The sequence below is a fragment of the Clostridium pacaense genome, assembly GCF_020709765.2.
Lineage (GTDB): Bacteria > Bacillota > Clostridia > Lachnospirales > Lachnospiraceae > Enterocloster > Enterocloster hominis.
In genome coordinates this window covers 1-12,732 of record NZ_JAJFEB020000019.1, presented here as the reverse complement: position 1 = coordinate 12,732, position 12,732 = coordinate 1, and the positions used below count along the sequence as shown (strand labels likewise).

Here is a 12,732-nt window from a genome sequence, read left to right as displayed (position 1 = left end):
ATTTTCAAACAGGCTCCGGGGCGTACCTGCAAATTCATTTTAAATAGAGTTGTCTGGATATCAGATGCCATTCATCAGTTGGCATTCTGTATTTTTATGAACTGCATGAATAAATGAATCAGCGGAATGTAGTTTGTCTACCGTTTGAAAGCTGGCTTCACTTAGCCACTTTTCTTTATCCAGCATTCCTTCCGGCTTTCTTTTTTCCTTTTTCCTTAATAACTCCCTTTTTTCAGCAGCTTGCGAAGATAAGCATAGGTTGCCTCTTCGCCCTTATCCTTCAGCATGATAAGCAGCTTTTCCAGCAGCGCCCTTGTTCTTGGATGGATGGTGATATACTTTTTGGTATATTCATAATATTCCAGCGGGGCCGCGCTGGTGTAGTCCTTTCCTTTATACACTTCGCAGGCCGCAATCCTGTCGCATATCATCTCAGCCACATACCTGACCGGCATCTTGTTGCCCACCAGTCCCTCTTCCTTGTGGTTGGAAATATCAATCCAGTACTCATAATGGTGCTTATTCCTGCCTTTGTGGTGCAGCCAGGCCCTGGAATACCCCACGTCCTCCCGCTCCGCAGCGTTTGGGCTCCTGTCGCCCTGGTAGTACCGGACACCCGTCCAGAATTCCTCAGGGCTGTACTTGGAAAGATCATGTGTCAGTCCCTGCCAATACAGGCCGATTTTAAAACAGTGCCTGCGCACCAGGCGCCTGTGTTTTGTAATGGTGCAGTAATGCCTCCATATATTTTGAACCTTCATTCATAAATCCCTTCTTTTTTTACCCTTTATGCCAGTTAGTATATCATATAATTCACCCTTTTGCCCCTTTTTCTTCATATTTTAACCTTTGAACAATAGAATCTAAGGTTTGTATAAATTGTTTATGCTTTATCACCAAAAACGTTTGACACTTTTCAACATTTGTGATATCCTAAGGACAGTTGCGAAATAACTTGCAACAGAACAATTTTTTTATATTTTTTGGAGGTATCGTAATGAAAGGTACAGTTAAGTGGTTCAACAACCAGAAGGGTTACGGATTTATTTCAGATGAGCAGGGCAACGATGTTTTCGTTCACTATTCAGGTCTGAACATGGATGGCTTCAAGTCCTTAGATGAGGGCGCAGAAGTTGAGTTCGAAGTAGTTAACGGAGCTAAGGGTCCTCAGGCTACTAACGTAACCAGATTATAATCAATGAACAACAGTGTACCTTTTTCAAACATATATCATCATTGATAGAGTTGAAGTAAGTTATATCTGATTTCAAATGATTACAAGTAAGAGCCAGTCTTCTGACTGGCTCTTGTTGTTTTCTGTCCTGTATCCGTGGAATCTGTGTCTTCCCTCCGTGCCTTCCCTTTATCCGCCATCCAATCCTACCTGGCGCGTTCCAGTATGTCCTTCAGGTCATCGGTTGAGAACTCATAGTGCTTTCCGCAGAAATGGCAGTTCACCTCAATGGGCTTTCCGTCTTCAATCATTTCCTGGATATCCTTTTTTCCGACACTGATTAATGCCTTTTCCACCCTGCTCTTGGTACAGTTGCAGTAGAACTGCACCGGGGTCCTGTCGTTTATCTCCAGCCCGAACTCACCGAGGATGTATTCCAGTATCCGCTCCGGGGTGTTGCCCACATCCAGCAGCGTGGTGATGGAGGATATCTCCTTAAGCTTGTCTTCCAGCCTGCCGATGACTGACTCGGATGCCCCCGGCATCAGCTGGATCATGAAGCCTCCGGCCTGACGCACCGTGTTATCCTTATTCATCAGGACGCCCAGGGCCACGGAGGAAGGAATCTGTTCCGATGTGGCATAATAGTAGGTAAGGTCCTCTGCAATCTCCCCGCTTACCAGGATGGTCTGTCCCACATATGGCTCTTTCAGGCCGATATCCTTAATCACACTCAGGACGCCCACGCCCAGGGCGCCGCCCACGTCCAGCTTCCCCTTTGCATTGGGGGGCAGCATGACCATGGGATGAAAGGCATATCCTTTTACATTCCCAAGGGAATCAGCGGTCACGGTCAGTCCGCCTATGGGTCCGTCCCCCTGTATCTTCAGGGTCAGAAGGTCCTTTTCCCCCTTCATGTCAATCCCCATCATGACTCCTGCGGTGAGAAGCCGTCCCAAGGCAGCGGTTGCTACCGGGCTGGTATTATGGGCCTTTCTTGCCTCTTCCACCAAGTCCCTTGTGGTGGAGGCAAATGCACGGATTTCACCGTCCGCCGCAGTTGCTCTTATCACATAATCTGACATTGTATCTCTCCTATCCTATTTTCCGTTTTCCCGCGCAATCACGTAAATCCGTTCACTGTCCTGCTGCACGGGATTCCGGGTGCAGGCGTCATATGCCGCCACAAACTCCATCCCAGCCTCACTGACTGCCCGCCGGACCTCGTCCAGACTGTATGCTCGCTGGTAATGGGTTTCCTCAAATTTCCTGTAAAGCTCCCCTTCCTTCACAAAAAGGGTCAGGTCATATTCGTTGACCTTGTCTTCCTCATCATAAAAATTATTCCAGATAAAGCTGGATTCTTCCCTGTCCTCTGCAAATGTATTGTCAGCCAGCATTTCCCTGTACTTATATTCTGTGTTAAGGTCAAAAATAAATACGCCTTTGGGGTCCAGATAATTGTTGACCAGCCGGAACACCTCCACCAGTTCCTCATATTCCATCATATAATTCATGGAATCACAGATGCTGATGACAGCCCTTACCGTTCCATACAGTTCAAAACCGCGCATGTCCTGCAGCAGGTAAAGGATATCCAATCCCGATGCATTGCGCTTGTTCATGGCTATCTGGAGCATTTCCCCGGAATTGTCAATCCCAATCATATCGTACCCGGACCTTGCCATAAGCTCGGTCAGGCTGCCGGTCCCACATCCCAGATCCAGCACCAGTCCATCCGTGACCTGGTATTCCTTGAGAAGTCCTGTGACATAGCCGCACCACTCTTCATAGGGTACATTGTCCTGGAATATATCGTAAACCTCCGCAAAACCAGTGTAAGCCTCCATCCTTCATCCTCCTGCTTTCCATACTGCAAAAGCGCCTGCCCGGAGCTTCCTCCGGACAGGCGGCTTACAATCAGACGTCCTCAGACACATATGGATCCTATGCGTTCTTACCGCAGCACTTCTTATACTTCTTGCCGCTTCCGCATGGGCACGGATCGTTGGGGAAAACTTTCTTTCCCTTGCGGACTGTGCCGGAAGCCTTCTGCGCCTTGTAAAGCTCCTTGCGCTTCTCAGGCGTAAGGATGCTGTCCCACTGTGGAAGTTCAAACAGCCAGTTGGCCTTTGCCTCTACCATATTGTAATACAGCTTCTCAGGGTCAATCTCAATCTTGACCTGGGTGTCCTCTTCCATTGTCTCAATCGGGTTCTCGTATCCCTTAAGACTCTCATTGATTCCATCCAGGAATCCGGTCATGATCAGTATCTCAGTCTCATACTTCTCAGCCAGTTCTTTTACGGTTCCGGTAACTACTTCCCCTGGATTGCTGAGGATCTGCTCATAAATTCCTTTTTCAATCTGAAAATATCCAGCCCACAATTCTTCTTTCTTTTTATCATCCAGGCCGTCGCCATACGCCAGATTTCTCCATGTCTCTAACAGTGCCATAGTAAAACCATCCTTTTTGTATTATTTATGTGCTAGTCCATAGTATATAACAAAAGTAAAGATTTTTCAAATATATTTTGCGCTTTACATACTTTTCGGTTTTGTGCAGATAATAAACATGTAATCCAATCAAAATTAAAGGAGGTTTTTCCATGAAGGTAAATGGCAAAAACGAGAGCATTGAATGTACCATCAAGAACTGTACGTTCCATGACCAGAAAGAAAACTACTGTACCCTGGACAGGATCAAGGTTGGCACACATGAGGCAAACCCGACACAGAAGGAATGTACGGACTGTGAGTCTTTTGTAAACAAGGCTCAGTAAGTCAGGAATTGGGACAAAACTTTGGCCGCATAACGGCAGGGTTTTGTCCCAGTTTTTATATAAATGTGGATAAGCCGTTTTATTTTTCAGACAATAACAGTTTGTCCACAATCTTTTCCACATTATTGTGGATAAGTGGATAATTCGTGTAATTTCGACAAAATAAAAGTACCCCTGGGCGCGAGGGACAGTCGAAAGAATGTCCCATCGCCCCTCACGGCGTACTTAACATGGTTTCCGTTTGGTATTAGGTCCCATTCCTTCCCTGCGGGAGTTATGGGTCTGGTTCTGGTTTTCCGGTTTTTGTTTTTCTGTTATGCTGTTGAACATTTCATTTGATTTCTTCCTTGCGGCCTTTTCTTCTAAATCCCTGTCCATTATCATCACCTCAATGATAGTATGGCAGGGACAACTGATTTCCACTCCATGATGTTCTTGTAATTTTTTCCATTTGTGCTATAATATATCTCATGGGGACATAGCTCAGCTGGGAGAGCGCTGCGTTCGCAACGCAGAGGTCGCGGGTTCGAATCCCGTTGTCTCCATTATATGATGTGCTTAAGGCCTTGATTCTATCAGGTTTTTGGCACTTTTCTTTTCTATACTGCCTCGATTTTTGAAGACAATTATTGTTTAGAAAAGGGGCAATCAGGAAATAGATTGCCCCTTGATTTAGAATAATATTCAGTTTTGGATTGTCAGTACACTACTGCATCCATTCCCCCTTCTCGTTTACATAATATCCATCTGGAGTAACCGTGTTGTATAACAATCTTCCTTTTGTCCCATCGGATTCCATGTTGAAATAATACCATCTGTCATCAATTAACTGCCAGCCGGTTACCATGCTGCCCTGGGATGAGCCATCCGCCGGTGAGAGATAATATCGGTTTCCATCTATATCTGTATACCAGCCGGTCTGCATGTATCCTTCCTCATTAAAATGATACCAGATACCATTCACTTCTTTCCAGCTATTTGTTGCCCAGGTCTGGTCAGGATTTTTAAGTCGCCAGCCTTTTTCATCCAGTATCCACTTTATAGTAGGAACTGTAGTTATTGAGCCGCTACCACCACCTCCGCCGGAGTCCATACCTGGCGTGGTAAACACATGGCTGGAATCGGCATCCATGACATTGCCTGCTTTATCCTGGAAGCCGGATATGTTTATGGTATAAGTGGCACCGGACTTCAGCCCTGCATATTCAATAACAAACATGCTCTGGCCGTAAAAATCCCAGTAGGGAATGTCCCAATGGCCGCCCGTTAAGGTTATGGTTCTGTCCCTGTCTGTGAGTGTTACAGTGCCAGGGTCGGTTTTCATAGTTTCGCTGAACTCAATTTTCATACTGCCGTTTGAGGAGCCATCCGGCCATATGTTAGTTACGCGGGGCGGGACTATATCCGGCCAGATGAATGGGACTTTGTGGCCGATGATAATATCCATATCTGTGCGGTTCACAAGAATGTAGGCAAAGAACGCGCTGGAATATGACTTTGTGCCCGCCTGTACATCCATCGTCTCAGGGCATTTTGTTACCGTCAAATAATACCCTGCCCAAAAACCATGGCCTTCCGTGCCGCTGCCGCCATGGACTGTGAGTTTACCGTCAAAGGCTAATTCCATATTGAGGGAGGCCCTTATACCAATGCCCCAACACTCCGTAGTTTCGTCTGTATTTCCGATAATCTTCGCTGTCAGCTCTCCGCTTCCGGTCAGTTTGGAGCTATCATTCTGGTCCATATTATCTAAAGTAATTGCTGCGCGGGGGCCCTCAGCATACACAGACGTATTCACATCTAAATTCTTGCCCGAGTGTATTCCAAAGCTTCCTCTCGCAGTGATGGTTCCGGATCCGGACAAAATCATATTTCCTAAAGAATAAATACCTGTTCCCCTAAAATTATTGGTTCCCTTCATGCATTCAGCCAGCACAATTCCATCGTTATTTATGGTTATATCATCAGCATATACCGCTACCCCCTCCAGTTGCGCGCCCCGCACCGTCAAATTACTACTTTGGCCCACATTCACAGTCAGATCGCCGCTAGTAATGTATTTACGGTTAATTCCATTGGTACCTGTAACAGTCAGGCTGGCGCCGTTATCCACCTCAAGTGTCAGGTCGGCTAAGGAACTGATTACAGTTGCCCGCGGGCCGTCAACACCGTAAATATTACAGCTGCCTTCTGCTTTCAGGGTGGCATCTGATGTAAATGCTATCCCGCCCTTCGAGTTGTTGATGCGGGTCAGTGTCAGATTCAGGTCCTTGATGGTCAGTGTAGTCACATTTTGATCTACATCAATATAGCCAATACTGTAGTTGTTGTTAGATGTGACAGTTATATTATCTACATCAATTGTAATGTGTGAGCTGCCATTACCTCCAGTAATGGTGATGGTGTCCCCGGCGGAAGCCCCAAGAGAGCTGGCGCTGGAGTCTGATTGTCCATCCCATTCATGGTTACTGTCGTCCAGCAATAGACCCCCCCCCCCCATAATCACCTGTACTGCGGGCAGAGGATTGCAGGAATAGCCTGATTGAAGGGCCGCGGTAAAGGTGTATCCGCCGCTGACAGGCCAGCTGCCTCCGTCCGTCTTGGCGTATTCAGGGCACTCCCAGCGGAGGATGTCCAGGGTCTGCGGAGTCTGTTCCTTATCTATAACCGCGCTGACCTGTGTGGGCAGCATGGAAACCACCATGTCAAAACCGGCCTGATTATCCGCACTTACGCCGGTCATGTGCAGTTCACCCCCGTTCAGGTTATCATCGTCCACAAATGTCCAACTGATGATGGTTTTTGCCAGCCCATTGTCCGTCACAGGCGGCAGGACACATTCTCCCTCATGTCCATTGGGGAGCATGCACCCCTCTGTTTCCGTACAGGGGATTGGTTCCTCCTGTTGGATTTCCGCCCCACTTTCAACGGTTCCATCCGCTACCGTCACGATGATTATAGGCGGCTCCACGCCGTCTGACAGGGTATACCTGTCCACATCCGCAGTAAACACATAGTTGTCCGGTGTATTTCCATCATAAACAGGGCTGCTGTCCCATGTCACCTGGATTTTTTCCTTTGACTTGGTGACGGTCGTGACTATCTCCTCATCATCCCCAGCATGCTTTCCCGACGCACCGCTCCTTGCATCACTGGGGCTGGCCGTTAAAGTATCATCCGCTTCATCATATTCAATTTCATCATCAGAGATTACCGGTTCCTCCGTAACATGGTACAATGTCACGGTTAGCCCGTCCGGTAGGTTCAGTTCCGATTCTTCCGTTCCCAACGGGACGGTCTGTCTTTTCACCCTGCTATCCAGCGGTTGAAAGGATGCGATGGCCCCGTCCTCCGGCGTCATGGTTTCTGCAGCCGCGGTCACTGGAACCTGTCCAAACAGCAGACCGGTGCACAGAAGCAGCGAAAGGCTGCGTGCATGTTTCTTATTTTTCATTCTTTCCCCTCCTTAAATTTTGATAATATGGCTACATTTATGCTTAATACGCCTCCTTTCCCAAGATGAACAAATCTGTTCATCTTCCCTAAAACGACGAAATGCGAACGGCCTTAGCCATTCGCAATCTCTTTTTTAATTATATCAAGTTCTGGTGTGGCTGTCAAAACTAATTTGGGGAATGACATCAAAGCCTGAAATGACATCAAAGACACCTCATAATGCAAAGGCTGGGATATGTGGCAACCCATTTAAAACATCCTTCTTTGTTGACCATCCTGCTACTGTTTCCCCTATAGGATATCATAGAAATAAAGAAAGATATTTACAGCCGCAATTGTAATCATAATCAGGCCTGTCAAAATCCACCAGCCATATTTAATATTTTTATCCTCATTCGGGCAATAAAACTCCCTTCCATCCCTTGGATTATAAAATATTTCTACGGAATCCCCTGGATTTCCTGCCTTGAAACATGCGATTGGCATTCTTGCGTCAATCCCAAGGTAATCCTTATCTTTCGCATTATATCTATATATTGTATGGCAGACAAGGGTGAATGAAGGCCAATAATTCGTCTTTAATCCCCGGCGGCTTATTTTCATTCCGTTAAAAAATCCACTGCGCTCCGTGTGGTCAATCACTCCGCTTGTTATTGCCGTGCATCTTTCCTTAATATTCCTTTCCGCCTTTCTTTGACGGGTATTAAGGTATACTGCAATCTCAAGCACTATCACACTCAGTATGACGCATTCTTCAAAACCACTTAAGGCTATAACCATTGGAATCACCTGATTTCATTCTGATATTTTCGAAACATGCCTTTACATATCTTTGCGGAAATATGATCCGTTTATATCGACTACGGATTTGACGTCATCCATCATCCCTGTATCCCTTCCGCGTATATCCGCCTAAATGCCATTCCATAAACAGATTAATATCTTCCAGCGCATCCATGATCCTCCATCTGTATTCCTCATTTTCCTTCTGTTCCTTTAACAAATAGGGCTTCACAATCCGTTTCTCCATGATATCCTCCCTCCTATCTGTAACCATTTTCCTCCAACGTCATATAGTATAGAAAATGCATCCGGGAGGGACCAATATGCCTGGAAGCTGGGAATATCAGCCATACCTGACAACCTATGAGTCATTTATATTCTATAATGCCATTGGAAACCACGATGACTATTTCTATCATCCCATAGCAGTGGCTAAGCAGATTGTCAATGGGACTAATTACAGGTTCATGACCATTGCCGAGCCAAAAGAATCCGGCCTTTTACCACATTTTGCAATTGTTGACATCTACAAGCCAATAAGTGGTGAGGCATATGCAACAAAAATCACACCTTTGTAATGCATATCCCGGACAGGACAGACCTGGACTTTCTTCATTTCCGCCCCAGGCCGGCAGGCCGGCTATTTGTCATGCCCATGTTCAATCTTATTCATTATCTTATCCAGTTCATCCGGTTCAGGCTGTGGGACCTCGCTTTCATCCACAGCCTTCTGCGCCCAGCACACTTCCTTTAAAAGCTGGTCATCTTTGTATTCCTTCAGAATATTCTTATTAAGCCTGTCATCGCCCTCCATTACATTCCCTCCTTAACATTACCATACATAAAAAGATTCTCTATTACGAAACATTATACTTATATAAAAGTTTAGAATCAAGATAAAAATTTCGCTATAGCGAATCTTCCAGGAGGCCGTAACATGCAGAAATTAAGACCGGACATGAACATTGGACAGAATATCCAGGTATTACGCCACCACAAAAAGCTGACACAGGATGCAACTGTTGCAAAATTAAATCTTATGGGCATTGAAATAACAAAAAGTACTTACGCAAAGCTGGAGACAAACCGGATGAATGTGAAAGTCAGCGAGCTGATTGCCTTGTCCATCATCTTCTCATGCAGTATGGAGGATTTCTTTGCCGGACTAAAAAATGAATTTATAAAATACATGCACCGCGAAATGACATAAATGCACGATATCCGGCATGATATCGGCGCACAATCTTTATATTGAGATATTCCGGGTAAAATGATAAAGTAAGTATATAGATAGTGACTGATTCAGAAAAGCGGAGGGCCTGCTGTGAAATTTATTGTTAAATGTCTTGTAACCATATTAATCATCGTCCTTGCCATGGGTTTATATGACACAATCCGTAATGGCCTGTTAAACGGCGACGGCTACCGCCCTGTTACGGAACAGATGAAGGAAGTCATCGGCAATTGAAGGCATTGTCCCGGCTTCACAAACTTCTTACAAACTGTTCATATTTTGTCCATGCTTTGTCTATTGAATGCTCATATTTGCTGAATATACTATATCTTGTAAACAAACAATGCTTATAAGATTTTTTTCATAATACTCAGCCGGCAGAAGGAATTCTGACCGGCTCCTCCCTTTTTTAGGGGGAATACCTGATTGCCGCTGGCCAGACATAAGAAAAGAGGAGATAGAAGAATGGTAAAATGTAATAACCTTTACAACAATGGCAACATGAAAATGATAGATGAACGGGACTGTATCAAAGTGTTTGAGCATCAGCGTGATTTAAGCGTTAACCCAGGCTCTGCCATGGCTGCTTACTATGCAGCGGAAATGAACGTGCGCAGACGCCAGGTACTGATTGAATTAAACGGAAATGCGTTTACGGTTCAGGCAGGTGCAATGCAGTGGATTGCAGGAGCCGTTAAAATGACATCCGGCATCAAGGGAGTAGGCGACTTCCTGGGAAAAGCCATTGCTTCCAAGGTAACGAAGGAAAGTTCTGCCAAGCCGGAATACTCTGGGAATGGTCTGGTCATGCTGGAGCCTACTTATAAGCATATCCTGCTGGAGGATGTAGCTGAGTGGGGAAGCCTGGTTTTGGAAGACGGGCTCTTCCTTGCATGTGATTCCAATATAACTCAGAAAGTGGTTGCCAGGACCACCCTCTCCTCTGCAGTTGCAGGCAAAGAAGGACTTTTTAATCTCTGCCTTACCGGCAGCGGCATTGCTGTACTGGAAAGCCCGGTCCCCCGGGATGAGTTGATTGAGTTCAACCTGCAGGACGATGAAGTGAAGATTGACGGCAATATGGCTATCGCATGGTCCAACTCCCTGAAATTCACGGTTGAGCGTTCTTCAAAGTCCCTGGTAGGCTCCGCTGTGTCCGGCGAAGGCCTGGTCAATGTCTACCGTGGCAGCGGACGGATTCTGATGGCTCCAACAGAATAAAATCCCACGACAGCCTGGATGGTTTGAATTCTCTATTTGATGGGCTTAATTGGGTATATTATTTGAAAATTTTAAAAATTTAAAAAATTACACTTTTTTATCTTGCCATCTTCCGGTCTGCTATGCTATAATCGCCCTATGGAGACATAGCTCAGCTGGGAGAGCATCTGCTTGACGTGTAGAGGGTCGCAGGTTCGAGTCCTGTTGTCTCCAGTGGTTGAAGAGTGCTGGAAGCCTTGATTTTACTAGGTTTTCGGCACTTTTTCCGTTTTATGCGACCTGGATTTTTGAAGACAATTGAAGACAATTCTTGTTTGTCGTCAATATAGAGTTGTTCTTGATTTTTTCTTTTGTTTCATCTTCCCTAAACGGATTGTAAATATATTTAAGGGTTGTTTCTAAATCCGTATGACCCAGCCAACGTCTAATTTCTTCCAATGCCATGCCGGATGCATTCATTCATACGCTACTGTTCGCCCTATGCAATGGGTTCCTTTTTCTTTCTCAAATTTTTCCGTTCTCTGTGCCCGTCTCAGTCTGTTAATAAATTGGGGTTTTGTTCTTCTCTCACCCATTTGATTACAGAGGATATATTCAGACAATCAATCTATACCTAAAGTATTTACAATTTTCAAAAAATTTCACTGTCATATATCCCAGCCACACAAATTTCATGATATAGTAATAACAAAGGTGAATCATATGTTCAGTGATGAATGGCTACAGCTCCGATACATACATAGCGATAATATTGACATCGTGGACGGCCTAATTGACTATTATATCTGGACAGACACTTGCGGCTCTCCCATTGGTATCAGTGTAAACTTTGGATATGCCGATGACGTTGACTAGGAATCACCCATACTCTGCCCATCCCTCTTGAATTCCGTTCCAATACATGCTATATTATAGACATAAAAGGAACAACCGCCCACAAGAGGTTGACCATTGATAAGAATAGAAACTCCACCCTCTCGACTAGCCAAGTTTACAAGGGTGGTTTTTCTACGCCTGTTTCCAGGACTTAAAGAAAAACGCTACTTACGATTATTAAAAATAAAGGTAAGCAATGCTATGATTAGCAGTCCAAAAGCCATAAGGTCTTGAAAGCTGAAATACACTAGAGCGTGTTTGAAAATTGCTTTCCGTTGGCTGTGCGTCCCACTTTGTGGGAGATTTGGTCCCGATGAGGGAGGCGTAGCGGGCTACGTTGACCGAATTGGGACCAAATATACCGCGAAGTGGGGCGTGCAGATGGCGGGAATGAATTTTCAAACAGGCCCTAGCACCACCTCCCATCTTTTGTATGATGGAAGGCCAACGCCCTTGCAGTGACACGATTGTTCCATAGGATTATGATGGCACAGAACATTTGTTTAGGCAATGATTGTTTAATTTGTAAATCTCTGTAACCTCATTCGTGAAATGTATAAAACATAATTTCATGAACTGCAAATTTTGTGCATACTTTTTCTCATGATGTGCTATTATAATAATCGTATACACACACAATATTCTGCTACTGACTTATGATTATAATAGACTGTTGTAGATTATGAGAAAAATAGGGACTAAGCCTATTATGGTCTAATCCCTAACCTCATAAAGGCGTTCTTTTATTCCTTATTTATGGAAATCTATATCATTTTTTTAACACAATTATATTTTTGCATATTTCCCATTGATTATCTATTCCCTTTAACTTTGCAAATTCTATATAAAATATTTGTTTACAAACATAGTTCTTACTATTTTTCATCTTTAGATCCATTTTTACATTAATTTTGTAACTATCTAAATCTACAGGTAATATAGGGATTTCTATATCATACCTACTAAAAATATAATTGCTTTGGTCATACCATACCTGCATGTCATCTTTTTCTTTAGCTCTTGAGGCAAACCTAAATTATCGTCTAGCGGCATGAAGTATCCTCTTTTTTCAGATAAATTAGTTCTATAAATATAGTAAACAAATCACAACTGCTCAGCTAGTGTAGTATCTAGTTGTCAAATATACTTTAGTGTGATAACATTAAAGAAAAAGGCGGTTATTACACATGGCAAGAACAGGTTCA

The 12,732-nt window shown here is 44.4% G+C and carries 17 protein-coding genes and 2 tRNA genes; 9 read left to right on the top strand and 10 right to left on the bottom strand.

The genetic code is table 11. The annotated features are described in order from the left end of the window. Positions 1-215: 215 nt before the first annotated feature. Positions 216-761 (bottom strand): DUF5662 family protein, encoded by a 546-nt coding sequence (locus LK536_RS52225; RefSeq protein WP_008718128.1) that lies wholly within the window; start codon positions 759-761, stop codon positions 216-218. Between the two features lie 236 nt (positions 762-997). On the opposite strand from LK536_RS52225, the gene LK536_RS52220 reads away from it, so the two are divergent. Next, positions 998-1,195, top strand: coding sequence for a cold shock domain-containing protein (locus tag LK536_RS52220; RefSeq protein ID WP_008718130.1), 198 nt, complete (start codon positions 998-1,000; stop codon positions 1,193-1,195). 185 nt (positions 1,196-1,380) lie between these two features. Here the strand turns inward: LK536_RS52220 and hslO are convergent, their stop codons facing one another. The 3 genes from hslO to LK536_RS52205 all read right to left on the bottom strand — a co-directional run bounded on the left by hslO (position 1,381) and on the right by LK536_RS52205 (position 3,631). Further along, the gene (gene hslO / locus LK536_RS52215; protein ID WP_008718132.1) at positions 1,381-2,259 is read right to left on the bottom strand and encodes an Hsp33 family molecular chaperone HslO; all 879 of its coding nucleotides are present in this window, start codon (positions 2,257-2,259) and stop codon (positions 1,381-1,383) included. Between the two features lie 15 nt (positions 2,260-2,274). Beyond that, a complete protein-coding gene (locus tag LK536_RS52210) occupies positions 2,275-3,024 on the bottom strand; it encodes a class I SAM-dependent DNA methyltransferase (protein ID WP_008718134.1) in 750 nt (249 codons plus the stop codon). Between the two features lie 97 nt (positions 3,025-3,121). Beyond that, positions 3,122-3,631, bottom strand: coding sequence for an SEC-C metal-binding domain-containing protein (locus tag LK536_RS52205; RefSeq protein ID WP_025486442.1), 510 nt, complete (start codon positions 3,629-3,631; stop codon positions 3,122-3,124). Between the two features lie 152 nt (positions 3,632-3,783). On the opposite strand from LK536_RS52205, the gene LK536_RS52200 reads away from it, so the two are divergent. After that, positions 3,784-3,957, top strand: coding sequence for a DUF1540 domain-containing protein (locus tag LK536_RS52200; protein WP_008718137.1), 174 nt, complete (start codon positions 3,784-3,786; stop codon positions 3,955-3,957). Between the two features lie 225 nt (positions 3,958-4,182). Here the strand turns inward: LK536_RS52200 and LK536_RS52195 are convergent, their stop codons facing one another. After that, on the bottom strand, positions 4,183-4,335 hold the full coding sequence (locus tag LK536_RS52195) for a hypothetical protein (RefSeq protein WP_166441696.1): 153 nt from the start codon (positions 4,333-4,335) through the stop codon (positions 4,183-4,185). Positions 4,336-4,429: 94 nt separating this feature from the next. On the opposite strand from LK536_RS52195, the gene LK536_RS52190 reads away from it, so the two are divergent. Continuing rightward, positions 4,430-4,502 (top strand) — tRNA-Ala (locus LK536_RS52190). Positions 4,503-4,663: 161 nt separating this feature from the next. Here LK536_RS52190 and LK536_RS52185 read toward each other — a convergent pair. From LK536_RS52185 to LK536_RS52175, 3 genes are all read right to left on the bottom strand, one after another. Next, positions 4,664-7,411: an Ig-like domain-containing protein gene (locus LK536_RS52185; protein WP_227796895.1), complete on the bottom strand. Its 2,748-nt coding sequence runs from the start codon at positions 7,409-7,411 to the stop codon at positions 4,664-4,666. A gap of 293 nt (positions 7,412-7,704) precedes the next feature. Beyond that, positions 7,705-8,202, bottom strand: coding sequence for a hypothetical protein (locus LK536_RS52180; protein WP_506092223.1), 498 nt, complete (start codon positions 8,200-8,202; stop codon positions 7,705-7,707). Between the two features lie 85 nt (positions 8,203-8,287). After that, positions 8,288-8,443: a hypothetical protein gene (locus LK536_RS52175; RefSeq protein WP_227796897.1), complete on the bottom strand. Its 156-nt coding sequence runs from the start codon at positions 8,441-8,443 to the stop codon at positions 8,288-8,290. Between the two features lie 76 nt (positions 8,444-8,519). Here LK536_RS52175 and LK536_RS52170 point away from each other — a divergent pair, with 76 nt between their 5' ends. Continuing rightward, a complete protein-coding gene (locus LK536_RS52170) occupies positions 8,520-8,774 on the top strand; it encodes a hypothetical protein (RefSeq protein WP_025486427.1) in 255 nt (84 codons plus the stop codon). 62 nt (positions 8,775-8,836) lie between these two features. On the opposite strand, the gene LK536_RS52165 is transcribed toward LK536_RS52170, so the two are convergent. Further along, entirely contained in the window at positions 8,837-9,010 is a 174-nt protein-coding gene (locus LK536_RS52165; RefSeq protein WP_008718181.1) for a hypothetical protein, read from the bottom strand. Positions 9,011-9,133: 123 nt separating this feature from the next. Here LK536_RS52165 and LK536_RS52160 point away from each other — a divergent pair, with 123 nt between their 5' ends. The 4 genes from LK536_RS52160 to LK536_RS52145 all read left to right on the top strand — a co-directional run bounded on the left by LK536_RS52160 (position 9,134) and on the right by LK536_RS52145 (position 10,864). Then, the gene (locus LK536_RS52160) at positions 9,134-9,406 is read left to right on the top strand and encodes a helix-turn-helix domain-containing protein (protein ID WP_025486426.1); all 273 of its coding nucleotides are present in this window, start codon (positions 9,134-9,136) and stop codon (positions 9,404-9,406) included. Between the two features lie 114 nt (positions 9,407-9,520). Beyond that, complete coding sequence (locus LK536_RS52155; RefSeq protein WP_227796898.1) at positions 9,521-9,664, top strand: hypothetical protein; 144 nt, start codon at positions 9,521-9,523, stop codon at positions 9,662-9,664. A gap of 231 nt (positions 9,665-9,895) precedes the next feature. Continuing rightward, positions 9,896-10,651 carry an AIM24 family protein gene (locus LK536_RS52150; RefSeq protein WP_025486425.1) on the top strand — a complete coding sequence of 252 codons (756 nt, stop codon included), beginning with the start codon at positions 9,896-9,898 and terminating at the stop codon, positions 10,649-10,651. Between the two features lie 140 nt (positions 10,652-10,791). Further along, positions 10,792-10,864: transfer RNA gene (locus tag LK536_RS52145), tRNA-Val, on the top strand. A gap of 840 nt (positions 10,865-11,704) precedes the next feature. Here the strand turns inward: LK536_RS52145 and LK536_RS52140 are convergent. Further along, a complete protein-coding gene (locus tag LK536_RS52140; protein WP_329602274.1) occupies positions 11,705-11,887 on the bottom strand; it encodes a DUF6783 domain-containing protein in 183 nt (60 codons plus the stop codon). On the opposite strand from LK536_RS52140, the gene LK536_RS52135 reads away from it, so the two are divergent. Beyond that, entirely contained in the window at positions 11,807-11,989 is a 183-nt protein-coding gene (locus LK536_RS52135) for a DUF6783 domain-containing protein (RefSeq protein ID WP_329602275.1), read from the top strand. The genes LK536_RS52140 and LK536_RS52135 overlap by 81 nt on opposite strands. Positions 11,990-12,732 lie beyond the last annotated feature (743 nt).